This window comes from Actinoallomurus oryzae (assembly GCF_039541955.1).
Lineage (GTDB): Bacteria > Actinomycetota > Actinomycetes > Streptosporangiales > Streptosporangiaceae > Actinoallomurus > Actinoallomurus oryzae.
In genome coordinates this window covers 314,233-336,529 of the sequence record NZ_BAABHF010000010.1, presented here as the reverse complement: position 1 = coordinate 336,529, position 22,297 = coordinate 314,233, and the positions used below count along the sequence as shown (strand labels likewise).

General features: G+C 70.3%; 26 protein-coding genes. 12 read left to right on the top strand and 14 right to left on the bottom strand.

All coding sequences use genetic code 11. The annotated features are described in order from the left end of the window. Positions 1 to 34: 34 nt before the first annotated feature. Together ABEA10_RS06500 and ABEA10_RS06495 are read right to left on the bottom strand one after the other, a co-directional pair. On the bottom strand, positions 35 to 451 hold the full coding sequence (locus ABEA10_RS06500) for an SRPBCC family protein (RefSeq protein WP_345458678.1): 417 nt from the start codon (positions 449 to 451) through the stop codon (positions 35 to 37). Between the two features lie 231 nt (positions 452 to 682). Next, on the bottom strand, positions 683 to 1,333 hold the full coding sequence (locus tag ABEA10_RS06495; RefSeq protein WP_345458676.1) for a DUF2249 domain-containing protein: 651 nt from the start codon (positions 1,331 to 1,333) through the stop codon (positions 683 to 685). A 100-nt stretch (positions 1,334 to 1,433) separates the two neighbouring features. Here ABEA10_RS06495 and ABEA10_RS06490 point away from each other — a divergent pair, with 100 nt between their 5' ends. The 4 genes from ABEA10_RS06490 (at position 1,434) to ABEA10_RS06475 (ending at position 3,737) form a co-directional block, all read left to right on the top strand. Continuing rightward, on the top strand, positions 1,434 to 2,129 hold the full coding sequence (locus ABEA10_RS06490; protein ID WP_345458674.1) for a helix-turn-helix transcriptional regulator: 696 nt from the start codon (positions 1,434 to 1,436) through the stop codon (positions 2,127 to 2,129). Between the two features lie 138 nt (positions 2,130 to 2,267). Next, a complete protein-coding gene (fdxA, locus tag ABEA10_RS06485; protein WP_329243193.1) occupies positions 2,268 to 2,609 on the top strand; it encodes a ferredoxin in 342 nt (113 codons plus the stop codon). Continuing rightward, on the top strand, positions 2,606 to 3,322 hold the full coding sequence (locus ABEA10_RS06480) for a helix-turn-helix transcriptional regulator (protein ID WP_345458667.1): 717 nt from the start codon (positions 2,606 to 2,608) through the stop codon (positions 3,320 to 3,322). Before fdxA ends, ABEA10_RS06480 begins: the two co-directional genes overlap by 4 nt. A gap of 1 nt (position 3,323) precedes the next feature. Continuing rightward, complete coding sequence (locus ABEA10_RS06475) at positions 3,324 to 3,737, top strand: hypothetical protein (RefSeq protein WP_345458666.1); 414 nt, start codon at positions 3,324 to 3,326, stop codon at positions 3,735 to 3,737. A gap of 264 nt (positions 3,738 to 4,001) precedes the next feature. Here the strand turns inward: ABEA10_RS06475 and ABEA10_RS06470 are convergent, their stop codons facing one another. The 10 genes from ABEA10_RS06470 to ABEA10_RS06425 form a co-directional block, all read right to left on the bottom strand. Next, positions 4,002 to 5,165: a Vgb family protein gene (locus ABEA10_RS06470; protein WP_345458664.1), complete on the bottom strand. Its 1,164-nt coding sequence runs from the start codon at positions 5,163 to 5,165 to the stop codon at positions 4,002 to 4,004. A 30-nt stretch (positions 5,166 to 5,195) separates the two neighbouring features. Then, on the bottom strand, positions 5,196 to 6,446 hold the full coding sequence (locus ABEA10_RS06465) for a cytochrome P450 (RefSeq protein ID WP_345458662.1): 1,251 nt from the start codon (positions 6,444 to 6,446) through the stop codon (positions 5,196 to 5,198). Positions 6,447 to 6,528: 82 nt separating this feature from the next. Further along, a complete protein-coding gene (locus tag ABEA10_RS06460; RefSeq protein ID WP_345458660.1) occupies positions 6,529 to 7,137 on the bottom strand; it encodes a GTP-binding protein in 609 nt (202 codons plus the stop codon). Beyond that, the gene (locus tag ABEA10_RS06455) at positions 7,118 to 7,474 is read right to left on the bottom strand and encodes a DUF742 domain-containing protein (protein WP_345458658.1); all 357 of its coding nucleotides are present in this window, start codon (positions 7,472 to 7,474) and stop codon (positions 7,118 to 7,120) included. The genes ABEA10_RS06460 and ABEA10_RS06455 overlap by 20 nt, the downstream gene beginning before the upstream one ends. Then, positions 7,474 to 7,890 carry a roadblock/LC7 domain-containing protein gene (locus tag ABEA10_RS06450; protein WP_345458656.1) on the bottom strand — a complete coding sequence of 139 codons (417 nt, stop codon included), beginning with the start codon at positions 7,888 to 7,890 and terminating at the stop codon, positions 7,474 to 7,476. The genes ABEA10_RS06455 and ABEA10_RS06450 overlap by 1 nt, the downstream gene beginning before the upstream one ends. Positions 7,891 to 7,974: 84 nt before the next feature. After that, positions 7,975 to 9,258, bottom strand: a complete 1,284-nt coding sequence (locus tag ABEA10_RS06445) for a sensor histidine kinase (protein WP_345458654.1) — start codon at positions 9,256 to 9,258, stop codon at positions 7,975 to 7,977. A 560-nt stretch (positions 9,259 to 9,818) separates the two neighbouring features. Continuing rightward, positions 9,819 to 12,167: a CaiB/BaiF CoA-transferase family protein gene (locus tag ABEA10_RS06440; RefSeq protein ID WP_345458652.1), complete on the bottom strand. Its 2,349-nt coding sequence runs from the start codon at positions 12,165 to 12,167 to the stop codon at positions 9,819 to 9,821. After that, entirely contained in the window at positions 12,164 to 13,087 is a 924-nt protein-coding gene (locus ABEA10_RS06435) for an LLM class flavin-dependent oxidoreductase (RefSeq protein WP_345458650.1), read from the bottom strand. Before ABEA10_RS06435 ends, ABEA10_RS06440 begins: the two co-directional genes overlap by 4 nt. Position 13,088: 1 nt before the next feature. Continuing rightward, complete coding sequence (locus ABEA10_RS06430) at positions 13,089 to 13,409, bottom strand: ferredoxin family protein (protein WP_345458648.1); 321 nt, start codon at positions 13,407 to 13,409, stop codon at positions 13,089 to 13,091. 1 nt (position 13,410) lies between these two features. After that, positions 13,411 to 14,439, bottom strand: coding sequence for an NAD(P)/FAD-dependent oxidoreductase (locus tag ABEA10_RS06425; RefSeq protein WP_345458646.1), 1,029 nt, complete (start codon positions 14,437 to 14,439; stop codon positions 13,411 to 13,413). 406 nt (positions 14,440 to 14,845) lie between these two features. Here ABEA10_RS06425 and ABEA10_RS06420 point away from each other — a divergent pair, with 406 nt between their 5' ends. From ABEA10_RS06420 to ABEA10_RS06385, 8 genes are all read left to right on the top strand, one after another. Continuing rightward, positions 14,846 to 15,634 carry a 2-keto-4-pentenoate hydratase gene (locus ABEA10_RS06420; protein ID WP_345458644.1) on the top strand — a complete coding sequence of 263 codons (789 nt, stop codon included), beginning with the start codon at positions 14,846 to 14,848 and terminating at the stop codon, positions 15,632 to 15,634. A gap of 13 nt (positions 15,635 to 15,647) precedes the next feature. Beyond that, positions 15,648 to 16,613, top strand: coding sequence for an acetaldehyde dehydrogenase (acetylating) (locus ABEA10_RS06415; protein WP_345458642.1), 966 nt, complete (start codon positions 15,648 to 15,650; stop codon positions 16,611 to 16,613). Then, on the top strand, positions 16,613 to 17,638 hold the full coding sequence (dmpG, locus tag ABEA10_RS06410; protein ID WP_345458640.1) for a 4-hydroxy-2-oxovalerate aldolase: 1,026 nt from the start codon (positions 16,613 to 16,615) through the stop codon (positions 17,636 to 17,638). Before ABEA10_RS06415 ends, dmpG begins: the two co-directional genes overlap by 1 nt. After that, a complete protein-coding gene (locus tag ABEA10_RS06405; protein WP_345458638.1) occupies positions 17,635 to 18,615 on the top strand; it encodes an ABC transporter substrate-binding protein in 981 nt (326 codons plus the stop codon). The genes dmpG and ABEA10_RS06405 overlap by 4 nt, the downstream gene beginning before the upstream one ends. Before the next feature lie 64 nt (positions 18,616 to 18,679). Further along, the gene (locus ABEA10_RS06400; RefSeq protein ID WP_345458636.1) at positions 18,680 to 19,267 is read left to right on the top strand and encodes an FAS1-like dehydratase domain-containing protein; all 588 of its coding nucleotides are present in this window, start codon (positions 18,680 to 18,682) and stop codon (positions 19,265 to 19,267) included. Beyond that, positions 19,257 to 19,658: a hotdog family protein gene (locus ABEA10_RS06395; RefSeq protein WP_345458634.1), complete on the top strand. Its 402-nt coding sequence runs from the start codon at positions 19,257 to 19,259 to the stop codon at positions 19,656 to 19,658. Before ABEA10_RS06400 ends, ABEA10_RS06395 begins: the two co-directional genes overlap by 11 nt. 32 nt (positions 19,659 to 19,690) lie before the next feature. Continuing rightward, positions 19,691 to 19,819, top strand: coding sequence for a hypothetical protein (locus ABEA10_RS06390; protein ID WP_345458632.1), 129 nt, complete (start codon positions 19,691 to 19,693; stop codon positions 19,817 to 19,819). After that, complete coding sequence (locus tag ABEA10_RS06385) at positions 19,819 to 20,580, top strand: SDR family NAD(P)-dependent oxidoreductase (protein ID WP_345458630.1); 762 nt, start codon at positions 19,819 to 19,821, stop codon at positions 20,578 to 20,580. The genes ABEA10_RS06390 and ABEA10_RS06385 overlap by 1 nt, the downstream gene beginning before the upstream one ends. A 113-nt stretch (positions 20,581 to 20,693) precedes the next feature. On the opposite strand, the gene ABEA10_RS06380 is transcribed toward ABEA10_RS06385, so the two are convergent. Then, the gene (locus ABEA10_RS06380) at positions 20,694 to 21,497 is read right to left on the bottom strand and encodes an IclR family transcriptional regulator (RefSeq protein WP_345458628.1); all 804 of its coding nucleotides are present in this window, start codon (positions 21,495 to 21,497) and stop codon (positions 20,694 to 20,696) included. Then, entirely contained in the window at positions 21,494 to 22,279 is a 786-nt protein-coding gene (locus ABEA10_RS06375) for an alpha/beta fold hydrolase (RefSeq protein WP_345458626.1), read from the bottom strand. The genes ABEA10_RS06380 and ABEA10_RS06375 overlap by 4 nt, the downstream gene beginning before the upstream one ends. Between the last annotated feature and the right edge of the window lie 18 nt (positions 22,280 to 22,297).

The window sequence follows — 22,297 nt, the reverse complement described above, 5'->3', positions numbered from 1 at the left end:
CTCTCCCTGCGGCTGCCGCAGGTGCGCCCTCGGCTCAGGCCGAGGCGAGGTGGGCGGTGAGGCCGTCGAGGAGGAAGTTGCTGCCCTGTTCGGCTTGGTCGCGGTTCTGTGCGGAGTCGAAGGTCTGCGACAGGGCGATCTGCGTGCGGTCGCCGTCGGCGGTGACTTCGACGGTCATGAGGACGGGCTCGGCCTGGCCCGGGGCGTCCATCCCGAGCACCAGGCGCTTGTGGTCGATGACCTCGGCGTAGGTGCCGGACAGCGGGATACGGTCCCCGCCAGGGATGATCATGACCGCCGACCAGGTGCCGCCGGTGCGTACGTCCATGGCGACCTCTTCGGCGTTGGCCCACCGGCCGTAGATCTCGGGCGTGGTCCAGGCGGCCCAGACCTTGTCGGCCGGGGCGTCGAGGGTGCGGGTGAGGGTGTAGGCAAAGCCGGCGTCGCTCATGGCGGTCGTCCTTCGCTTGCTCTTCCCCGCCCGGGTGCGGGGTCGACTGGCTCTCAAGGTAGTCATGGTCAGTGACAGTCAACGGTCGTGACTGAATGAGGTGAGGATGGCTGAGACGCAGGAGCCGGGCCTGGGGCTACTGATCGGGCGGCTGGGCCGTGCACTGCAGGAAAAGTTGTCAGGGCACGACTGGGCGGCCAGGGCGACCGGCCGGGCGGTGGTCGCCGGTGGTCATCGCCCCGCTCCGATCCGGCTGGTGTCGAGCAGCAGTGACTGCCGCCGCTGATGCACGGTGAGGTAGCGCAGACCCTCCGGACCCGCGGTGAACTGGCGCCGTGACCGGCGCGGCAGCCACACCAACGCGCCGGCGGTGAGCTCGAGATCTCCGCGTTCGGTCGCCAGCCGGCCACTGCCGGCAAGTACGTGGATCAGGACGTCGAGGTCGGGGCCCGTGTGAGCCTCGATCGTGCCGCCGGCGGGCAGGGCGATGATGTTGGAGTCGAGGTCGCGGTCGCGTACCTGGAGCTTCCAGACCGCACCGGTGACGTCGGCCTCACCGCTGTGCGAGGCGGGATCGGTGGTGTCGGTGAGGATCCGGGGGAGTGGGGTGCCGACGAGTTTCGTGATCCGGATCCGCCAGTCCCGAGGCTCGCGGTTGAGGTATTCCCACCCGAAGCCGCCGGCGTGATCGGTCTCGAACTCCTCGCGCAGATGCTTGGGGTCGTGGTCGTTGACCAGCACGAACGACCCGCCGACCGGGAGTTCGGCGTACGCGGCGAAGATCGTCGGATGCTTGTCCGGCTTGCGGAGCGGGCGAACGTCCAGCTCCTGCTCGGGCTCCTCTTGCTGGGACCGGTGGGTGTCGGCGGTGCGCTCGGCCACGGGTTCTCCTCCCTCGACGGTATTTTTACAAGAGCCTATTGTATAAACTCTCCGTCATGACGTACGGGATCGGTCGGCCGTGTGTGCCGCCGGGGGAAGCGTGACCTCCCGGCTCCACGGGCGGGGCTCGCGAGGCAGGCCGGGACGGCGCGAGGACGTGCTCGCGGTTCTGCGAGAGGCGTCCTCGCCCCAGTCGATCGTCGAGATCGCCGACCGCGTGGGGGTCCACCCGAACACGGTCCGCTTCCACCTCGACGTGCTCACCGAGAACGGCCAGGTCGAACGAGTGACGCCAGAGCACCGCTCGCCGGGGCGACCGCCGCAGTTGTTCCGCGCGGTCCGCCGGATGGACCCGAACACCCCCAGGCGCTACCGGGTCCTCGCCGAAATCCTGACGCAGTCTCTCGGTGAGGATCCCGACCCGAGCGGTCGCGCGGTCGAGGCGGGCCGTGCCTGGGGCCGGAGCCACCATGACCCCGCGGGCGCGACCGAGGAGCCGGTGAAGCGCCTGGTCACGCTGCTGGAGGACCTCGGCTTCGGGCCGGAGGTGGAGGAGGGCGGCGACGCCGGCGGGCTGCCGTCGATCGGCCTGCGCAGCTGCCCGTTCCTGGAGCTCGCGATGAGCCGGCCGCAGATAACCTGTCCGATCCACCTCGGACTGATGCAGGGGGCCATGGACGCTTGGGGGTCCGGGGTCAGCGTGGACCGGCTCGACCCCTTCGTGGAGCCCGATCTGTGCCGAGCCCATCTCAGAACTCGCCCCACCTCAGGAGTCTCGCGGACGGATCGAACCTGAAGGCGGGCGGCCCCACGCCGTTCAGCCGCCGGCGGCCCGGCAGGTCCAGCCCTCGGGTGTCCCCACCCCCGCGTCCGCGAGTGATTTTAGAGGACTATAGTCCTTTAAAAAGAGGCTCTGAAGGGAAGGGGGAGTCCGGTGACCTACGTGATCGCGGAGCCTTGTGTGGATGTGCTGGACCGGGCGTGTGTGGAGGAGTGCCCGGTCGACTGCATCTATGAGGGAGCCCGCGCGCTCTACATCCATCCCGATGAGTGCGTGGACTGCGGGGCTTGCGAGCCGGTGTGCCCGGTCGAGGCCATCTACTACGAAGACGACGTGCCGCGGCAGTGGTCGGCGTTCACGGAGGACAACGCCGCGTTCTTCACCGAGGTTCTGCCTGGCCGTACCGAGCCGCTCGGTTCGCCGGGCGGGGCGTCCAAGCTGGGCCGTCTCGGCACCGACACGCCTATGGTCGCCGCGGTCAAGGAGTCCGCATGAGCGTCCAGGAACGCGCACGCGCCCACGGTGCGCTCGCACTACCGGCGAGAGTCGCGGTGCTGGAGCATCTGCGAGCGTCCCCGCATCCGTTGGACGCCCGCGCGCTGGCGACCGCGACCGGCCAGCACGTGACCACGATCCGGTTCCACCTCGACGTACTGATCGAGGCCGGACTGGTCATCGCCACCGGGGAGCGGCCGCACGGCCGTGGACGGCCACGGACCCTCTACGCGCCCGCCTTCAGAAACGGTGGGGCGCCGGGTGGGGCCTACCAGGAACTCGCCGACGTGCTGGCCGCCCACTTCGACACCACGCCGGCGCGCCGCAGACGGCGCGCGGAGCGGGCGGGAGCGGACTGGGCCGCCCGGCGGCTCGGCTCTTTGCCGGAGACCACCCCATCGCCTGCCTCATCGTCCGCCGAGGCACGGCGCCGGGTCACCGGGATGTTCACTGAGATGGGCTTTGACCCGGAACCGGCCTCTGACGGCCGGGTGCTGTTGCACGACTGCCCGTTCCGCGACATCGCCCGCGCCCATCCCGACGTGGTGTGCGCCGCCCATCAGGGCCTGCTCACCGAGCTACTGGCTCGTCTCGACCCCTCCAGGCCCGCTTCCACGTTGCAGCCCTTCGTACGGCCGGGCGTGTGTTTGATCACCTTCGACGATGATTCCGCCGCTCGCGCCGGCGCCCAGCCGGAACCGGAGGGGTCCTGAGATGAGCGGTCTCGCCGCGGCCCTCGCCTTCACGTGGTTCGGGATGGTGATCGCGATCTCCTTCCTCGAAACACCACTGAAGTTCCGGGCACCGGGCATCACCGTGCCCCTCGGCCTGGGGATCGGACGGTTGGTGTTCAAGGCGTTGAACATCGCCGAGTCAGCCCTGGCCGTTCTCCTTCTGGCCGCGCTGGCCACGGGACATGTCAACGTCCGCGGGTGGGTTCCCGCCGTCATCGCCGCGGCCTGCCTGATCGTCCAGATGACCGTGCTGCGTCCCGCGCTGGATCGACGTGCGGCGGTCGTCATCACGGGCGGCGAGGTCGCGCCGTCCCGGCTCCATCTCGGCTACGTCGCTGTCGAAGTGATCAAAGTCTTCGCCCTGGTCGCCGCCGGTGCACTGTCGCCGGCCTGACCCGTCGATCCGCACGGTAGGCGGTGATTCCGGCTCGACCTCCTCGCGACAGCTCGGGTTTGCCATGTTCTGCAGGTGATTCGGCTGAGTACGTCCCGGGCCCTTCTCTCCAGCAGTTCGTGGCCGAGCGGGGCATGTGCGCAGGTACGGCGCTGGACACCGGCCCGTGCGACAGCCGTGGTCGCCGGGGATCCCATACGACCCGAGCTGTCGCACGGACAGGCTGCCGAAGCGATCGCGACGGTTGCTCTGTACGGGCCGGCGCTAGGAGATGATCAGCTGGCCGACTTTGTTGGCGGTGAGTTCGGCGAACCAGATCGACCCCTGTTGTTGGTTGTTGATGTCGCAGGGGCTCGACAGCGACGACGGGGTCGGGTAGGTCGCGATCTTGTGTGTTGCCGGATCGAAGCCGGCCATGCGGTTGCCCAGTCCGAGGCTGCCGGCGAAGTTCAGGGGGAAGTACAGCTTGCCGTCGCTGCCGGTGACGATCGGGCCGGGGATCGGGAGGGGGTTGCCGATGCTGATGCCGTTGAGCAGCCCGCTGAGCAGACCGTCCGTTCCGAGGAGCGGATATTCGGTGATTTTGCCGGTGGCGGGGTCGATGCGGGCGAGCTTCATCGCCAGTTCTTCGGTGACCCAGATGGCGCCGTCGGGGCCGGTGGTGACGCCGAGGGGGAATGACAGGGGCGTCGGCATCGTGTAGGAGGTGATCTTCTTGGTGTCGACGTTGATGGAGTAGACCTTGTTCTCCAGCGGCATGTCGGTGACCATGGTGCGGCCCGGGCCCGGCTTGATGATACCGAACAGTGCCTGCTCGGCGCCGAGGACCGTGGGCAGCTGATACTTGGTCATCGTGTGGGTCGCCATGTCGATGCGGCCTACCGAGTTCAGCCCGCCGAGGGTGAACCACATCGCGTTGTCGGGGCCCTTGCTGATGTCGTTCGCCAGGCCCAGGCCCACGTGCAACGGGAGTTCGAGCGCTTTCACACTGAGGGCGTTCGCCCAGGGGAGGCGGAGTTCTCGCATGGCGCCGGAGTCGGGGTCGATACGGAGCAGACTGTTGCCTGTGACCTCGGTGGACCAGATCGCCCCGTCCTGACCGACTTCCTCCCCGCCCGGTACCGACAGCGGCATCGGCGTGTTGAACTCGGTGAACCGGCCGGTCGCGGGGTCCATCCGGGCGAACTGGCCGGCAAGGTACTGCTCGACCCAGAGCCGTCCCTTGAGGTCGAACTCCACCTCACAGGCGCCCGAGAGCGGCCCCGTTGGCAGCGGACCGTACTCGACCACGTGAGGTTCGGTGGCGCGTGCGCCGGTCGCGGAGGAGAGGATCGCCGTACCCGCGAGAAGGGCACAGCCGAACACGCTCTGCAGCCGGTGTGCGGTCTTCCGCAGGTATGAGCGCGGACGCGTGATGAGGTGTGGCATGCCTGCTTCCGTTCTTGATCGAGCGCCGGTTCAGCGTCCGGCGACGTAGGCGGGGGTGAAGGTGACGGGGAGAGCCGTCAGGCCGCGCATCTGCATGGACGGCCGCCAGACGAGGTCCTCGGGCTCGACCGCGAGTACCGTGTCCGGGAGCCGGTCCAAAAGAACCTCGACGGCCGTTTGGGCCATGACCTCGGCGAGTTCCGGGGCCGGATGCGGGCACCGGTGCTCACCGTGGGCGAATGCCATGTGGGCGTGGTTTCCTCCGGGGCCGGTGTGCGGGTCCAGCCGTATCTCCGGATCGGCGTTGGCTCCCGCGAGGCCGAGGACGATCCCGTCGCCCGTGCGGATGTGCCGCCCGCCGAGCTGGGTGTCGCGGGTCGCCCATCGCCCGAGGCTGTTCTGCCCGGGGGTGTCCTCCCACAGCACCTCGTTCAGCGCCTGCCCGACGCTGCGGCGTCCGCCCGCCAGCGTCAGCGCGAACCGGTTGTCGGTGAGCATCAGCCGCAGGGTGTTGCCGATCCAGTTGGCCATGGCGTCCTGGCCCGCGGTCAAGGTGATGATGAGGTCGTGGGTGAGCTCCTCGGTGGTCAGGTTCGAGGCGTGGGCCAGCATGCGTGAAGGGATGTCGGGGCCAGGGCTCTCACGCTTGGTCTGCAAGAGCTGATTCATCGTGGCGGCGAACCGCTGGTACGCCTCGGCGGAGCCGTTCATCGCCTCGACCACGTCGCGTGCCAGCTCCGGGGCCTCCTCCTCCGGCAGGCCGAACATCCAAGCTGCGACGAGCACCGGCAGGGGGCTGGCGAACTGGTTCATCAGGTCGGCCTTGCCGCTGCCGGCGAACGAGTCGATCAAGCCGTCGGCGATCCGCTCGCACTGGAACCGCAGCTCGAACTGGTCGACGCCGGAAAGCGCGCTTCTGATCGCCGCGGCGTGCCGCTCGTGTTCGGCCCCGTCGGTGAACAGCACCGACGGCTGATAGGCGATGAAGGCCATCAACGGCCAGTCGGGCGGGACCCGGTCCCATACGTTCCAGCGGCGGCAGTCACGGCTGAACAGCTTCGGATCGTTCAGCACCTGGTGGAGCTGCCGGTAACCGATGACGAGCCAGGCGGGAATATCGCCCTGGAGCATGACCGGGACGACCGGACCGTGCTGTCTCCTCATCTCCCGGTACAGCTCGACCGGCCGGGTCTGATAGCGCGGCCCGTACAGGGGGACGGCGTCGGCGTGGTCGGGGTAACCCGGCGGTGCGGAACCTGCCACCTGCGGTGAGTCAGTCATGAGGTTTCTCCGTATCGTCTTGTGGGCCTCGCCCGCTCGTTTCGGCGGGGTGACCAACGCCGGGCAGAGGTCCGGATCGGTCCTATCGCGTGTTCTCCGCGGTGGCGGACAGCGCGTGAAGGTGGTTGACCAGTTCGAGCAGCACGGTCTTGCTGGAGTCACGGCGGCGTGCGTCACATTTGATGAGCGGGACGTGGGCGGACAGGTCGAGTGCGTTCCGTACCTGGTCCAGCGTGTAGACCGGTCCGCCGAAGTCGTTGCACGCGACGATGAAGGGCGTCTTCTGATGCTCGAGACGGTCGATGGCGTACCAGGAGTCCTCCAGGCGGCGGGTGTCGATGAGGACGACCGCTCCCAAGGCCCCCAGAAACAGCCGGTCCCACAAGAACCAGAACCGCTCCTGCCCGGGCGCACCGAACAGGTAGAGGACCATCTGGTCATTAAGGCTGATCCGCCCGAAGTCGAACGCGACCGTGGTCGTCGTCTTGTCCCGCACGTCAGAGGCGTCGTCGACTCCGACGCCGGCTCGCGTCATCGTCTCCTCGGTGCTCAGCGGGCGAATCTCGCTGACCGAGTGGACCATGGTCGTCTTGCCCACGCCGAACCCGCCGACGATCACGATCTTCAGGCCGGTGGTGGCGGTCTTCCGCAACGGCGTGAGGAGGGCCTGATCAGAGGTTCTGGAGTCCAATGAGTACCTGCTTCAGGAGTTCGACGTCGGGTAGCTGCGACCAGCGGGAGGTCGGCACGGGAGTGCGAGCGGTGACGTGGCCGGTGTCGAGCAGATCGGCAAGGAGGATCTTCACGATGGTGACCGGCAGCCCGAGCTCGGCGGAGATCTCCACGACCGACAGCGGACCGGTGCACATCGCCAGGATCTTGGCGTGCTCGGACTGCATGCCCGGCTCGGGACCGGACTCGCTGACGATCAGCGTGACGATGTCGAGCCGGTTCTCGTCCGCGTGGCTGCGTCCGCCGGTCACCGTGTACAGCCGGTCCGGCTCCTCGCCGTCGAACCGCGGGCTCATTATGACCGGCTGCCCGGTCGGCCTTCGCGGGGTGCGGCGACCAGCTGCTCGCCGAGCTGCTCGACCAACTCGTCCATGTTGTGACCGATGAGACCGACGTCGGCATCGTCGCTCGCGATGACGGCGAGGTGGGCTCCTTCTCCGGCCTCCACGATGAACAGCAGGCCGCCGTGGAATTCGGTCATCGACTGCCGCACCCCGCCGTTGCCATCACCGAACTCGGCTGACGCGCCATGGGCGAGGCTCTGGATGCCCGATGCGATGGCGGCCAGTTGGTCGGCCTGGTCCACGGTCAGTCCGGACGTGTGGCACAGCTTCAGCCCGTCACTCGACAGAACCAGGGCATGGCGTGTCCCCGGCGTCCGCGCGAGTAGATTCTCCAGCAACCAGTCGAGCGCGCGATCTGCGGTTTTCATAGGGATATGGGCGAGAATCCGATGATTTCGGACTGGAAGGTCCCCGCCCCGCCTCCAATCTGTTGTGTGGCCAGGCCCGGACCGTCAGCGGTCATTGCCGTCGTCGGTGCCGTCCGGGGAGGACGCGGCTGCCTGACCGCGGGCCGCCTGCCGGAAGGCACGGAATCGCGCTCCCGCATCGGCGGTTCGCTTCGCGGTAACGGGCCTCGACGCGGCCGGCTTCGCGGAGGCGGACGAGGAGTAGGTCTGCCCCCGTCGGCGTTGGGGCAGCCGAGAGGAACCGTTCGCCCCGGACCGGAGGTCCTGCTCCGAGGTCTCCGCCTCCATGGGCGCCACCTCTCGCGCTGGGCGGGAGGCGGTGGCGCCGCCCGTACGTACAGGCCCGCCGACGCGCGTCGCGGCGGCCGGACGCGTAACGGCGACATCACCTGACACCTGTGTGATGAGCTGCTGCGGGAGCAGGACCACGGCTCCGGTGCCGCCGCGTGAGGAGGGTCGGAAAGACACGGTCAGGCCGTGCTTGCGCGCCAGGCAGCCCACCACCGCGAGCCCCAGCCGTGTTCCCGAGAGCGTCGTCAGGTCGAGAGGCTCGGAGGAGACCGCCCGCCTCGCTCGTTCGAGTGCGGCGGGAGTCATCGCCAGGCCGGCGTCCTCGATCGTGACGATGACGCCCGCGTGTACTTCCTCGACGTACACGTACACCAGGTCGGAGGGAGGCGAGAAAATGGTGGCGTTGTCCATCAACTCGGCAAGCGCGTGCATCACACCTTCGGCGGCGTACCCGGCGACCGCGACGGTGCTGGTCGAGTGCACGCGCACCCGCTGGTACGCGCTGATACGGCCGACCGCACCACGCAGAACGCTTTCCATCACGATCGGCTTGGTCCAGCGCCGCCCCGAACGTGCCCCGGTCAGCACGGCGATGCTGTCGGCCAGCCGGCCCGCCTGGGCGGTGCTGTGGTCCAGCCGCAAAAGGTCACCGAGGACCTCTTCGCCGTGACGGTGCTCCATCTCGCGCAGGTCGGCGAGCATGCTGGTCGCCAGGGCCTGAACCCGGGCCGCGGCGTTCGCACAGGCCGCCATCGCGGCGTCCCGCATACGTTCACCCCGGCCGACCTCCCGGGCCGCGGTGCGAAGCACGCGCCGCTGCGCCTCGTCCGCCGGGAGGGCGATCTCCGCCAGAACGGTGTCCGCCGACGCGCCCTCGCGCAGACGCTTCACCATCGCCGGCAGGACATCATCGGCCAGACGTGCGATGTCGGACTCCATCACCTCGATGCGCTTGCGCAGCGCGCGTGCGTCATGGAGGAAATAGGCCGCGACCGCGACCGCGGCACAGACCACGGCCGCCGCCACTCCGGTGAACATGACCACGACAGTCCGATACGCCGGCTGGGTGGCTGCGGTCGCCGCAAAACACCCGCCACCGGTAACGACCAGCGTGACCAGCAGGATGAGCACCGCCCGATCCATCGGCTGGAGTTCCGCGCGGTGACGAGCTGAAAGGGCCGCTGACATCGATCAAATCCTCATCGGCTCGCAAGACAGAGGAAACCTAAGGCCGCCGAGACCGGCTCCTGACGCGGGCCGAAGCACCGCCGTATCCGAGGATGCTGTGTCGCGGGCCTCACCGATATCTGCACCGGCTCTGGATGGTGAGTCTCATGATCACGAGGAGGAAGACTAACGGTTCCGTGGCTGTCGCGTAACAAGAAGTGACATGTCTGGACATGATCCGAATATTGCCGATGTCCCCATCACGCGGGTGCCGGCCACAACGGTTCCCCCCGTTCGCCGCGCCGTTGCGACGCTGCTCCTGAACGCGGGTGTGCCGGTCGCGCGATGCCTGAGGCACAGCGTGGAGGGCTGTGGAAGGTGGACGCGGGCTGTTTTGACAGGACCGCGTCCTGGCGCACCTGCCGGCGGCATCACTCCAGGACGCCGCCCCCGCGCAGCACCGCCTGCTCGGTCTCGTCCAAGCCGAGCAGGCCGGCGAGCAGTTCGGCCGTATGCTCGCCCAGGCGCGGCGCTGGCGTGTGCACGCTGCCCGGCGTGCGGGTGAGCCGCGCCGGCAGCCCCTCGTGCAGGAAGGTGCCCGCCGCCGGGTGGCGGAGCGGTACGTAGAACTCCCATGCGCGCAGCGCGGCGTCGTGCTCGACGAGCGTACGGCCGTCGCGCAGGGGGTAGGCGGGGACGCCGTTGCCCTGCAGGATCTCCGCGATCGCCTCGGCGGACCGGGACCGCGTCCAGGCGGCGACGTGCTTCTCCAACGCGGACTCGTCCGCCTGGCGTCCGGCCAGGGTCGCCCAGCCCGGGTCGTCGGGTAGGCCGGCGACGGCTGCCAGACGGGCGAACTCCTCGTCCGTCCGGACCGCGATGGTCACCCAGGTGCCGTCGCCGAGGCAGGGGAACACCCCGTGCGGTGCCATCCGCGGATGCCGGTTGCCGAGCGGCTCGACGGTCTCGCCGCGGTCCGCGCGCAGGATCGCGTCACCCAGGTGAGCGGCCGCCGTCTCCAACTGGGCCATGTCGACGTGCTGCCCCGAGCCGGTGCGGTCGCGTACGGCCAGTGCGGCCAGTGCGGCCAGTGCGGCATGATGGCCGGCGATGATGTCGGCCAGGCCGTACACGACGCCGACCGGCTGCTCGCCCGGCTCTCCCGTGAGCGCCGTCCAGCCGGACAGCGCCGAGACGGCGTCGGCGTAGGAGACGTAGTCGCGCCATGGGCCGGTGTGGCCCATGCCCGACATGCTCACGACGATGATGTCCTCGCGGACCTGGCGCAGCCGGTCGTAGCCGAGCCCGAGCCGGTCGAGCACGCCCGCCGCGAAGTTCTCCACGACGACGTCGCAGTGCGCGGCGAGCCGGAGCGCGAGGTCACGGCCCTCCTGCGTACGCAGGTTGACGGTGACGCTCTTCTTGTTTCGGTTGACGTTGTTGAAGTAGCCGCTCGTGTCGGGGTCGGTCTCGTCGGACCGGGAGAGGTGAAACCCGGGGGAGAAGCGGGTCGGGTCGGGCCGGTGCCGCGATTCGATCTTAATGACCTCCGCGCCGTGGTCGGCGAGGGTCTTGGTCGCGTACGGCCCGGCGAGCACCCAGGTGAGGTCGAGGACCCGGATCCCTTCCAGGGCGCCGCGCCGCGGCAGGACCGGCGCGGCGTCCCGCACCCGCGGTTCGGCGGTCGCCGAGGTGGTGGGTTCGGCCGACGCGGCGTCCTGTGCCCGTTCGGCGGCCGCCCGGGCGGCCTGCTCGCCGGGTTCGGGGACCTGTAGCCGGGTCGGCGGGGCCGCTCCGCCGACGCGGGCCGCGAAGCCCACGTCGCGCGCCGGGCCCACAGGTGTCGTGACGTCGACGAAGAATCCGCGCTCGACCAGCTGGGCGTTGCCCGTCAGCTCCTCCGGGCGCAGCACCGCGGCCCAGGGGAGCCGCCGTGCCTGTCCTTCGTGGAAGAGCTGGTCACGCTTCATCTCGCCGACGATGTCGGCGAGCCGGTCGAAGATTTCCTCGCGGTGCCGGACCCGGTACACCGGGTCCTGCCACCGCTCGTCGACCAGGTCGCCCGCCGTGCCGTTCTCGGTGAGCCAGGCGAGTGTGGCGTCCCACATCCGTGGGCTGCCGCCCAGGCCACCGGCGATGAGGCCGTCCGCCGTGGCGAACAGCGTGTGCGGCGCCATCGGGTGCGTGCTGCCCGTACGCTCCGGAACCCGGCCGGTGTGGATGTAGGTGATCGCACCGAACTCCAGGCTGGCGGCGACCGAGGCCTGCCCGGAGACGATCACACGCTGCCCGCCGCCCGCGCGTGCGGCGATCAGGGTCGCGATCGCGGCGTTCAGCCCGGCGAGCTGGTCCGCCTGCTCGCCGTACGGGCGCAGCGGCGGGCGGTCGGGCCGGCCGATCAGTGCGAGCATGCCGCCCGCAGCGGCGACGGTGAGGTCGGTCGCCGCCCAGTCGGCGGCCGGGCCGGCGTCTCCGTACGGCGTCAGCACGACGTGGACGACCCCGCGCCCGGCTGCCGCCACCAGGTCGCCTGCGACCTGAGAAAGAGGACCGCCCCACGTTCCGTCGAGGACCACATCGCACCCGGGCGCGAGCTCGATGGCGTCCTCCGCCCGGACGGAGGACTTCCCGGCCGCCCGGTGCGCGAACCCGACGGGGTCCGTGCGGCGGGCCGCGACGCCATCGGGCGGTTCGACGATCGTGACGTCCGCGCCGAGGCCGACGAGCATGCGCCCGGCGTCCGGCGCGGCGTAGTCGCCTATCTCCAGGACACGGATCACGCGAGCACCTTTCCGAGCGATTCCATCACTTCGTGGGGGAGGGTGTAGGAGCCGACGTGCTGGAGCAGAACGCCGGTGACTCCGAGTCGTTTCAGGCCGGCCATCCGGTCGGCGATCCGTTCCACGGAGCTGTACAGGCAGAACTCCTCGGCGAACCGAACGGCGTCGGCGTCGCTCACCCATGCGGAGCAGACCTCGACGGCGTGCTCCCAGTTCTCCGCGTGCAGCAGGTCGGGGCGGACCTCGGGCACCTGCCGTGGGACGCGCACCTCGATGCCGGCGGCGGCGAGGGCGGCGCCGCCGCCTTTTTGGGCCATCGCCGCGCACACCGGTTTCAGCGCGGGCGCGTCACGTTCGAGGTCGTCGGTGACGTGGCAGAAGGCGGAGACCGTCACTTCGGGCGACGTGCCGTGGCGGCCGACGATGGTCAGCGCCTCCTCGACGCGGGCCGCCGAGGCCCCCGCGAGCAGGATCACGCCGTCGCCCAGCTCACCGCCGAGCGCGAGGTTGCGCGGTCCGCTGGCCGCGACGTGGATGGGGATCCCCGGCAGCGTGTCGCGGAGTCCGGTCACGCCCGCGCGTAGCTCCGCGGTGGTGGAGGAGCGGAGGCCGACGGGCTCGACGGAGCTGTTGCCGACGCCGACCCCCAGCACGAAGCGGCCCGGAGCGAGTTCGGCGATGGTCCGCGCGGCGGCGGCGACGACGCTCGGATGCCGGGTCACCACGTTGGTGACCGCCGTCCCGAGGCGGACCCGCTCGGTGCGCAGAGCCGCGCAGGCCAGCGTGGCGTAGGCGTCGCGCCACAGGGTCTGGGAGTCGGGCACCCAGACGTCGTCGAAGCCGAGTTCCTCGGCCCGCCTCGCGGCCTCGGCCACCTCGTCCACCGGGCGGCAGGGAGGCAGACGGATTCCGATGCGCATGTCAGCCCGCCTTGATCATCGCGGTGTCCGCACCGACCGGGCCGATCTTCGCCGAGCCTCCCGGCGAGCCGACGGGCTCCTCACGCCCGGGCAGCGGCTCCTCGAAGAACCGCCGGTTGTCCAGCCGGTGGTCCGGATCGGCGGCCCGGTCGGCGGAGATCGCCTGTTCCGGGCAGACCTCCGCACAGGCGCCGCAGTCGATGCACTCGACCGGGTGGATGTAGAGCTTGCGCGCTCCCTCGTAGATACAGTCGACCGGGCATTCCTCCATGCACGACCGGTCCATGACGTCGACGCACGCCGCGCCGATGACGTAGGCCATCTCATTTCCTTTCTGCGGGGCCGTCCGTGGAGTGCCCTGGGAACAGTTCGGCCTCCGGGTCGATGACGGTGGCGGCGTTGTTGACCGCCGTGGCGACCTCGCCGAAGCCGACCGCGATCAGCCGGACCTTGCCGGGATAGTCGGTGATGTCGCCCGCGGCGTACACGCGGGGCAGGTTCGTGGCCATGTCGGTGCCGACCGTGATCCGCCGCGATCGGAGTTCGAGGCCCCAGCCGAGCAGCGGCCCGAGGTCGGCGGTGAAGCCCAGCGCGGCGATGAGGGTCTGCGCCTTCAGCTCCCGCGTCGTCCCGTCCGGCAGGTGAGTGACCTGCACGGTCTCCAGGCCGTCCGAGCCTGCCGCGGCCGTCACCGCGCTGTTGACGAGGATCTCGACACCCGCCTCCCGGACGCGTTCGACGGTCGCGGCGTGCGCCCGGAACCGGTCGCGGCGGTGGACGATCGTGACCGAGCGGGCCAGGGGCGCCAGGCTGTCGGCCCAGTCGAAGGCGCTGTCCCCGCCGCCCACGATCACGACGTCCTGGTCGGTGTGGTCGGCGAGCCGCCGCACGAAATAGACGAGCCCCCGCCCGTCGAACGAGCGCGCGGCGGGCAGCGGCCGCGGGGTGAACGTCCCGATCCCGCCGGTGACGATGACCGCCCCGGCGCGTACGGTCGCGCCCTGGACGCTGCGGACGACGGGCCGGTCGTCGTCGTAGCTCAGGTCGACGGCCTGGTGACCGAGCAGGTACTCCGGTCCGTACGGCGCCGCCTGCGCCAGCAGGTTGTCGACCAGGTCACGGCCGCGCACCGAGGGCAGGCCCGCGATGTCGTAGATGGGCTTTTCCGGGTACATGGCGGTGATCTGGCCGCCCGGCTGGGGAAGCACGTCCATGACCGCCACCCGCAGCCCGCGGAAGCCCGCGTAGTACGCGCCGTACAGACCGGCCGGGCCGGCGCCGACGATCAGGATGTCGACCTCGATCGGCGGGCTGTCGTCCGTTGGCATCGAGATCTCGGCAAGCGTGCTCATGACGGTGACGGTAAGGACGGCGGCGCGCCTCACCAACGGATCCGGTCCGGTGAGCAGGACGGTCGGCTCACGGGCGGTTCGGCGCGGCGAGGAACGGGCGGATTCGGTCCGCTAAGCGGAACACCCGGCTCGCGAGCCGCCAGATCGCCGATCGACATGCGGCCGTCGGTGCCGAGCAGGGAGAGCAGCCACGCGTCCACCTCCTGCCAGGGGCGTTGAATGGGCCGGCGACAAGCTCCCCCACCCCGTCCTGCTGTTCGCCTTCCTCTTCGTGCTGGTCGCCGTCCTGTCCAGCGTCAGCGGCATCCACCTGCACTGACAAACGGTGGTCCGCTGAGCAGGACGATCGGCTGTCCAGGCCGGAAGGCGGCTGGAATCGTCGCCGCGTGACAGGAGGGAAACGAACATGACCGTACCTGGTGAGGTGCTCGCCGAGGCGGCGCGGGCACTGGTCGCCGCCGAGCGGGACCGTGTGGCGATCCCGCCGCCGACCGAGACCTGGCCCGGCCTGGATACGGCCGACGCGTACGAGATCCAGCTGATCAACACGCGGCGGCGGATCGCCGCGGGGGAGACGGTGCGCGGCCACAAGGTCGGGCTCACCTCCGCCGCCATGCAGCGGATGCTCGGCGTCGACCAGCCGGACTACGGCGTGCTCTTCGCGTCGATGTTCATCGAGGACGGCGGCAAGGTGACGGCGGCGGACCTCCTCGCCCCGAAGGCCGAGATCGAGATCGCGTTCGTCCTCCGGAACGAACTGCGCGGGCCGGGCGTCACGGTCGACGACGTTCTCGCGGCCACCGACCACCTGCGCGCCGCGATCGAGATCGTCGACAGCCGGGTCGCCGACTGGCGGATCACACTCGCCGACACCGTCGCCGACAACGCCAGCAGCGCCGGCGTCGTGCTTTCCGAGCGCCGGGTGCCGGTCGGCGACGTGGACCTGGAACGCGTCGAGGGGCGGCTACTCAAGGGCGGCGAGCTCGTCGACCGCGGACCGGGGTCGGCGGTGCTCGGCAACCCGGCCGCCGCGGTCGGCTGGCTCGCCAACACCCTCGGCGAGCGGGGCGTGTCCCTGGAACCAGGGCACGTGGTGCTCCCCGGTGCCTGCACGCGAGCGGTGGACGTGGTGGCGGGCGACGTCGTGACGGCCGACTTCGACGTGCTCGGCCCGGTCACGGTGACCTTCGGCTGACAGGGAGACGCAGATGACGAAGATCTCGGCCGCGATCGTCGGATCCGGCAACATCGGCACCGACCTGCTCTACAAGCTGCTCCGCTCGGACCTGGTCGAGCCGCGCTGGATGATCGGGGTGGACCCCGCCAGCGCGGGACTGGCGAGAGCCGCCAAGGAGGGCCTGACGACCTCCGCCGACGGCGTCGACTGGCTGCTCGCGCAGTCGGAGCTGCCAAGCCTCGTCTTCGAGGCCACCTCCGCCTACGTGCACGTACGGAACGCCCCGAGGTACGCCGCCGCCGGCATCCGCGCGATCGACCTGACCCCGGCGGCGCGCGGCCCATACGTCGTGCCGCCCGCCAACCTGCGCGAGCACCTGGACGCGCCCAACGTCAACATGGTCACCTGCGGCGGGCAGGCCACGATCCCGATGGTGCACGCGGTGTCCCGGGTCACCGAGGTGGCGTACGCCGAGATCGTCGCGTCGATCGCCTCCCTGTCGGCCGGCCCGGGCACCCGGCAGAACATCGACGAGTTCACCCGCACCACGTCGCGGGCGATCGAGGTACTCGGTGGCGCGAAGCGCGGCAAGGCGATCATCATCCTGAACCCGGCGGACCCGCCGGTGCTGATGCGCGACACGGTCTACTGCTCGATCCCCGACGACGCCGACGAGGCGGCGATCACGGCGTCGGTGAAGGAGGTCGCCGCCGAGGTGGCGGGGTACGTGCCGGGCTACCGGCTGCTGTCGGACCCCCAGTTCGACGCGGACCACAACGGGAGGTCGGTCGGGGCAGGCCGGGAGGTCGGTCGGGGTGGGTTGGTCGGGAGAGGCGAGTCGGGCGAAGCACGCCGACGGGTGGCGATCTTCCTCGAGGTGGAGGGCGCCGGCGACTTCCTGCCGCCGTACGCCGGGAACCTCGACATCATGACGGCCGCCGCCGCGCGCGTCGGCGACGTCCTCGCGGAGCACCTGCTGACGAAGGAGCGTGCGTGATGGCGTACGGCGACGGTCTCGACATCCGGGTCACCGACTCGACGTTGCGGGACGGCAGCCACGCCGTCCGGCACCAGTTCACCGAGGAACAGGTCCGCGGCGTCGTGCGCGAACTCGACGCGGCCGGTGTGCCGGTCATCGAGGTGACCCACGGCGACGGGCTCGGCGGCTCGTCCTACGTGTACGGCAGGTCGGGCACCGACGAGCGGGTCCTCATCAAGGCGGCGGTCGCCGAGGCGCGACAGGCGAAGATCGCCGCGCTGATGCTGCCCGGAGTCGGCACCAAGGACGACATCCGGGCCGTGCACGACCTGGGCGTCTCGGTGATCCGCATCGCCACCCACTGCAGTGAGGCCGACATCTCCGAACAACACTTCGGGCTGGCGCGCGAGATGGGCCTGGAGACGGTCGGCTTCCTCATGCTCGCGCACCGCCTCAGCCCGGAGGACCTGGCCAGGCAGGCGCGCACCATGGTCGACGCCGGCTGCCAGTGCGTGTACGTCACCGACTCGGCGGGGGCGCTCATCCTCGACGAGGTGACCGACCGGGTCGAGGCGATGATCGCCGAGATCGGCGGGGAGGCGCAGATCGGCTTCCACGGCCACCAGAACCTCTCCCTGGCCGTCGCGAACACGATGTTCGCCTTCCGCGCCGGCGCCGTGCAGGTCGACGGGTGCACGCGCGGCCTCGGCGCCGGCGCCGGGAACACTCCGACCGAGGCGCTCGTCGCGGTCTGCGACCGGCTCGGCCTGAGCACCGGCATCGACACGTTCGGCATGATGCGGGTCGCCGAGGAGGTCGTCCGGCCCATCATGGACCGCGAGTGCGTCGTCGACCGTCTCTCCCTGGCGATGGGGTACGGCGGCGTCTACTCCTCCTTCATGGGGCACGCGTCCCGCGCCGCCGAACGCTACGGCGTCGACCCGGCCCAGATCCTGCTGCGCTGCGGCGAACGCCGGCTGGTCGGCGGCCAGGAGGACCAGATCACCCAGATCGCCCTCGAACTCGCCGAGGAGACGTCATGAAACCCGTGGTGCGGCGCGCCGCCACCGCTGTCATCGCCGGAGCCGCGCTGGTCCTGGCCGCATCGTGTACGGCGGGGACGACGGATGCCGGAGCGGCGAACGCCGGCGCCAAGGGCCCGGTCATCCGCATCGCCGTCGGCGTCGACCCGTCGTACGCGCCGCTCTACCTGGCGGTGGAACGCGGCATGTTCGCCAAGGCCGGGGTGAACGTCCAGCTGATGCAGGTCGAGGGCGGACCGGCCGCCGCCGAGGCCGTCGTCGCGGGGACGGCCCAGATCTCCGCGAACGCCGATTCCACCGCCCTGCCGCTCATGGCGAACAACGCGAACCTGCGCTCGATGGGCGTCTTCCAGTCCTCCGACCGCTACCTCAAGGTCGTCCTGCGCAAGGGCATCGACTCGCCCAAACAGATCAAGACCATGGGTTCCATCCAGGGCCTCGGCCTGTACGCCACCCACGCCTACCTGAAGCACAACGGCATCGACCCCGACAGCATCAAGATCGTCAAGGGGTCTCCGCCGGACATGCCGGGCATGCTCGGCCGGGGGTCGATCGACGGGTACATCCTGTTCGAGCCGTGGGCGGCCAACGGCGTGAAGGCCGGCGGCCACCTCGCGGGCCGGATCGGTGACTTCGGCGTCGGGTACGTCCAGTGGCTCCTGGCCGACCAGAAGTGGCTGAGCGGCCACGACGACACGGCCGGCAAGATCTTCAAGGTCGTTGCCCAGGCCGACCAGGTCGTGACGAAGGACCCGAAGGCGGCCGCCGAGGCGACGCAAAAACAGGTGAAACTGCCCGCCGACCAGACCGCCAAGGTCCTTCCCGAGATCAACTTCACGGCCCGGGGCTTCACGGACGCCGACTACACCTCCGCGGGCAAGGAGCTCGACTTCCTCCTCGGGCAGAAGCTGATCAAGACACGACCCGACCTCAAGACCGTGATGCTCCGCGGCTGGTACGAGAAGTACGTCTCATGACCGAGCGAAGCGAGGGAATCAAAAACGCGCCCCTGTGGTCACGCCCTCCGACGAAGGAGGACTCATGACCGAGCGAAGCGAGGGAATCAAAAAACGCGCCCCTGCGGTCACGCCCTCCGACGAAGGAGGACTCATGACCGGCGATCCCTTGGAGGAGGTCCGCGCCCGCGCAGCCCGGCTGCGCGGCCGGACCGAACGCGTGCGCCTCGGCGAGGTCACGGTCCGGGACCTGTGCCGGTACGCCATCGCGGTCGGCGACGACGAGTACGCCGTCGCCGCCCGCGCGGCGGAGGCGGCGGGCCGTCCGGTCATCGCGCCGCCGATGTTCCTGACCGGCATCCTCAGCTGGGAGGACGGCCCGCCCGAAGACGAGTTGCGACCGGACGGGCTGGGCGCGCAGGAGTCACCCTGCACCGAAGGGCTGCCGGTCCGGCAGGTCCACGGCGGGCAGGCCGTACGGCTGCTCGCCCCGGTGCGGGCCGGCATGACGATCAACGCCGAGCGCTCCCTGACCGGCGCCGACCGCAAGCGCGGCAAGGCCGGGGACTTCGTCATCCTTGGGCTGCGCACCGAGTACTTCGACGACTCCGGGACGCCACTGGTGGTGTCGGACGAGTCGGTGATCGTGCTGGGAGACGGCGATGGAGCTTGAACCGGGCCTGGTGTGCCCGCCGCTGGAGTTCACGCCGACGCGTGTCCGGCTGTTCCGCTTCAGCGCGGTGAGCTGGAACTCCCACCGGATCCACTACGACCAGGAGCATGCCCGCCACGAGGGGTTCCCCGACGTCGTGGTGCAGTCGACGATGCACGGCGAGATGTTCGCCCGTACGGTGCTGCGCTGGGCCGGTCATGGCGCGGTGCTGCACCGCGTCGAGTGGCGTAACCACGCGACCGCGTACGCCGACGTGCCCCTGACCTGCTCGGCGACGGTGCGCACCGTACGGGAGGCCGACGACGGCCACCTCGTCGAACTCGCCCTCACCGAGACCGCCGCCGACGGCACCGTCTGCGCCACCGGCACCGTCGAGGTGCACATCTCCTGACCGCCGCGCCTGGCGCAGAATCGGAGTAGGAAATGACGGAAGACAGGGCACGGCCCACTGTGTTCGCCGATGCCCGGCTGATCGACGGAACCGGTGCGGCTCCGGTCGAGTTGCGGGAGGGCCGCTCGGCCAAGCGAACCCTGACCCAGGCCGTACGGTAGTGAACGGTTCAGACGCCGTGTTCTCTCTCGCCGGCCGGACGGCGCTCATCACCGGTGGTGCCTCCGGCATCGGGCTCGCGGCCGCGCGTGCCATGACGGACGCCGGGGCGCGGGTCGCGATCACCTCGCGGGATCCGGACCGGGCCACGGCGTGCGCCGAGCGGATCGGCCCGGGGACCATCGGAATACGCTGCGACGTCTCCGACCAGGATCAGGTACGTGCCATGGTCGACGAGGTGGCCGAGCGGCTCGGCGGACCCGACATCGTGGTCACCAGCGCCGGAACCCTGGCGCGGGGCAGCGTCGCCGACCTGGACACCGACGTGCTCCATGCCTGTATGGCGACCAATTTCTACGGCACCTGGTACACCGTGCGGGAGGCGAGCAGGCGGATGACCGCCGCCGGCTACGGGCGCATCGTAACGGTGGGTTCGGTACTCGGCGTGGTGGGAGCCCCGGAGCGCGCCGGCTACGCGGCGTCGAAGGGTGCGGTCGTCCAGCTGACCAGGTCCCTGGCACTGGAGCTGGCCGGTACCGGGGTGACCGCCAACTGCCTGCTTCCCGGGCCGGTGCTGACCGAGATGAACGAGGCGTCCCGCGACGACCCGGTCGCCCTCGCCATGGTGCGCCGGGAGGTGCCGATGGGCCGCTGGGGCGAGACCCGAGAGCTGACCGCCGCGCTCCTGCTCCTCGCCGGCGAACACGCCGGCTACCTGACCGGCACCGTACTGCCGGTGGACGGCGGCTACCTCGCGCACTGAACCGGCGAAGCCTCGGCTCCTCCGCAGGTGGCCACGCCTGGGCGGCCCGTCACGGACGGCTCGGTTCCTGCCTACGCGAGGTGAACCCGTCGACCCCGGGCGTCGGGGATGGGTCAGGCCATGGATTGGAGGGTGCGGGAGATGCCGAGGCTTGCGGTGCGCAGGCCGCCGCTGAAGCGGCCGACGTTCATGCGGCAGGTGGGTGCCGTGATCGACAGTGCCCCCGCGAGCGTCGTGGGGGCACTGAAGACGGGGACGGCGACGCTCATGTAGCCGAGTCGGGTCTCCTCGACCTCGATCGCCAGCCGGTCCTCGCGGACCTTGTCCAGCTGTGCGCGCAGCAGGCCGGGCTGCACGACCGTCTTGCGGGTGAGTGGTCGCAGGCCGTTGCGCGCGACCTCCTGGAACAGGGACGGCGGGGAGAAGGCGAGGATCACCTTCCCCGTCGCGGTGCAGTAGAGGGGGAGGCGGCCGGCGACGCGGGACTCCTTGTTGATGCCGCGGTGCACGATGAGCTTCTCGACGTACAGCACGTCGAGGCCGTCGTGGATCGCGAAGTGCACGGCCTCCTGAGTGGCGATCAGCAGGTCCTCCATGTACGGCTGGGCGGCCTCGCGGAGGGTCCGCTGCCGGGGCACCCGCTGGCCGATCTCGAAGAGTCGCAGGCCGAGGCGGTAGCGGTTGCCGGCCCGTTCCAGCACCCCCCACTCGAGGAGCTCCTGCGCGAGCCGGTGCACGCTGGCCTTCGCCACCCCCGAGCGCCGCACCAGCTCGGCGAGCGACAGGACGTCGTCCTCCGCGGTGAACGCCTCGATGATGAGACGAGCCTTGCCGAGGACGGAGTTCATCGCGTCGGCGTCGTTCTGGGGGCTGATCGAGGGTTCGGGGTCGGTACGGGCGAACGGAACCACGGTCATGACGCGAACCTCGCGATCAGATCAGCTATCTCGGGGGAGTGTAGTTCCATCAAAGGAACCATGCCGCCTTCGATGACCGCAATGGTCGGGTTGTCGAAACGTGACGACAGCGACTTCAGTTCCGGGAAGCTGAACGGGTCGGCCGACGCGCCGACGCACAGCACCGGGCAGCGGACGAGGCCGATGCGCTCCTCCATCCGGTACGCGCTGACCGCCTCGTGCCCCTTCTCGATGTCCGGGCCGAGGACCAGCGCGTCCCGGACCAGCCGGGTGAACAGGTCCGGCCGGTCGGTGGGGTAGAAGGGCTGTCGGCGCCGCCACAGCTCGGTGAGGTGCGAGCCGTCGGGATCGATCTCCACGTGGTCGATCGCAGGGCGGTGCCGCCGCATCTCACGGGCGGCGGCGTCGACGTACGGCGTGGACGACAGGACCAGCCGCTCGACGCGGTCCGGCGCCCGCGCCGCCACCTCGACCGCGACGACGCCACCGGTGTGGTGGCCCGCCAGCGTCGTACGCTCGAGGCCGAGCGCGTCGAGGAACTCCACGACGGCGGCCGCGTAGGTCTCGATGCGGTGCTCGGCGAGCGGCGCCGAGGCGCCGAAGCCGATCGTGTCCATGGCGATCGCGCGGTGCGTCCGGCCGAGGAGGGGGAGCACCTCGCGGTACTCGTCCCAGGATCGCGGCGTCTGGTGCAGGAGCAGCACGGGAGCGCCGGACCCACATTCGGCGTAGTGGACCTGCCCGAAGGACGTGTCCGCGTAGCCCTTCCGGATGCCGGTCATCGTGCCGCACCGCCCTTC

Bases quoted from the DNA above. Each gene is read 5' to 3' on its own strand.
- ABEA10_RS06435 (WP_345458650.1), bottom strand. From the start codon at position 13,087: ATGCGCATCGGAATCCGTCTGCCTCCCTGCCGCCCGGTGGACGAGGTG.
- ABEA10_RS06500 (WP_345458678.1), bottom strand. From the start codon at position 451: ATGAGCGACGCCGGCTTTGCCTACACCCTCACCCGCACCCTCGACGCC.
- ABEA10_RS06390 (WP_345458632.1), top strand. From the start codon at position 19,691: ATGACGGAAGACAGGGCACGGCCCACTGTGTTCGCCGATGCCCGGCTG.
- ABEA10_RS06465 (WP_345458662.1), bottom strand. From the start codon at position 6,446: ATGACTGACTCACCGCAGGTGGCAGGTTCCGCACCGCCGGGTTACCCC.
- ABEA10_RS06480 (WP_345458667.1), top strand. From the start codon at position 2,606: ATGAGCGTCCAGGAACGCGCACGCGCCCACGGTGCGCTCGCACTACCG.
- ABEA10_RS06445 (WP_345458654.1), bottom strand. From the start codon at position 9,258: ATGTTCACCGGAGTGGCGGCGGCCGTGGTCTGTGCCGCGGTCGCGGTC.
- ABEA10_RS06425 (WP_345458646.1), bottom strand. From the start codon at position 14,439: ATGAGCACGCTTGCCGAGATCTCGATGCCAACGGACGACAGCCCGCCG.
- ABEA10_RS06450 (WP_345458656.1), bottom strand. From the start codon at position 7,890: ATGAAAACCGCAGATCGCGCGCTCGACTGGTTGCTGGAGAATCTACTC.
- ABEA10_RS06475 (WP_345458666.1), top strand. From the start codon at position 3,324: ATGAGCGGTCTCGCCGCGGCCCTCGCCTTCACGTGGTTCGGGATGGTG.
- ABEA10_RS06400 (WP_345458636.1), top strand. From the start codon at position 18,680: ATGACCGAGCGAAGCGAGGGAATCAAAAAACGCGCCCCTGCGGTCACG.
- ABEA10_RS06455 (WP_345458658.1), bottom strand. From the start codon at position 7,474: ATGAGCCCGCGGTTCGACGGCGAGGAGCCGGACCGGCTGTACACGGTG.
- ABEA10_RS06415 (WP_345458642.1), top strand. From the start codon at position 15,648: ATGACGAAGATCTCGGCCGCGATCGTCGGATCCGGCAACATCGGCACC.
- ABEA10_RS06420 (WP_345458644.1), top strand. From the start codon at position 14,846: ATGACCGTACCTGGTGAGGTGCTCGCCGAGGCGGCGCGGGCACTGGTC.
- ABEA10_RS06375 (WP_345458626.1), bottom strand. From the start codon at position 22,279: ATGACCGGCATCCGGAAGGGCTACGCGGACACGTCCTTCGGGCAGGTC.
- dmpG (WP_345458640.1), top strand. From the start codon at position 16,613: ATGGCGTACGGCGACGGTCTCGACATCCGGGTCACCGACTCGACGTTG.
- ABEA10_RS06395 (WP_345458634.1), top strand. From the start codon at position 19,257: ATGGAGCTTGAACCGGGCCTGGTGTGCCCGCCGCTGGAGTTCACGCCG.
- ABEA10_RS06430 (WP_345458648.1), bottom strand. From the start codon at position 13,409: ATGGCCTACGTCATCGGCGCGGCGTGCGTCGACGTCATGGACCGGTCG.
- ABEA10_RS06405 (WP_345458638.1), top strand. From the start codon at position 17,635: ATGAAACCCGTGGTGCGGCGCGCCGCCACCGCTGTCATCGCCGGAGCC.
- ABEA10_RS06470 (WP_345458664.1), bottom strand. From the start codon at position 5,165: ATGCCACACCTCATCACGCGTCCGCGCTCATACCTGCGGAAGACCGCA.
- ABEA10_RS06380 (WP_345458628.1), bottom strand. From the start codon at position 21,497: ATGACCGTGGTTCCGTTCGCCCGTACCGACCCCGAACCCTCGATCAGC.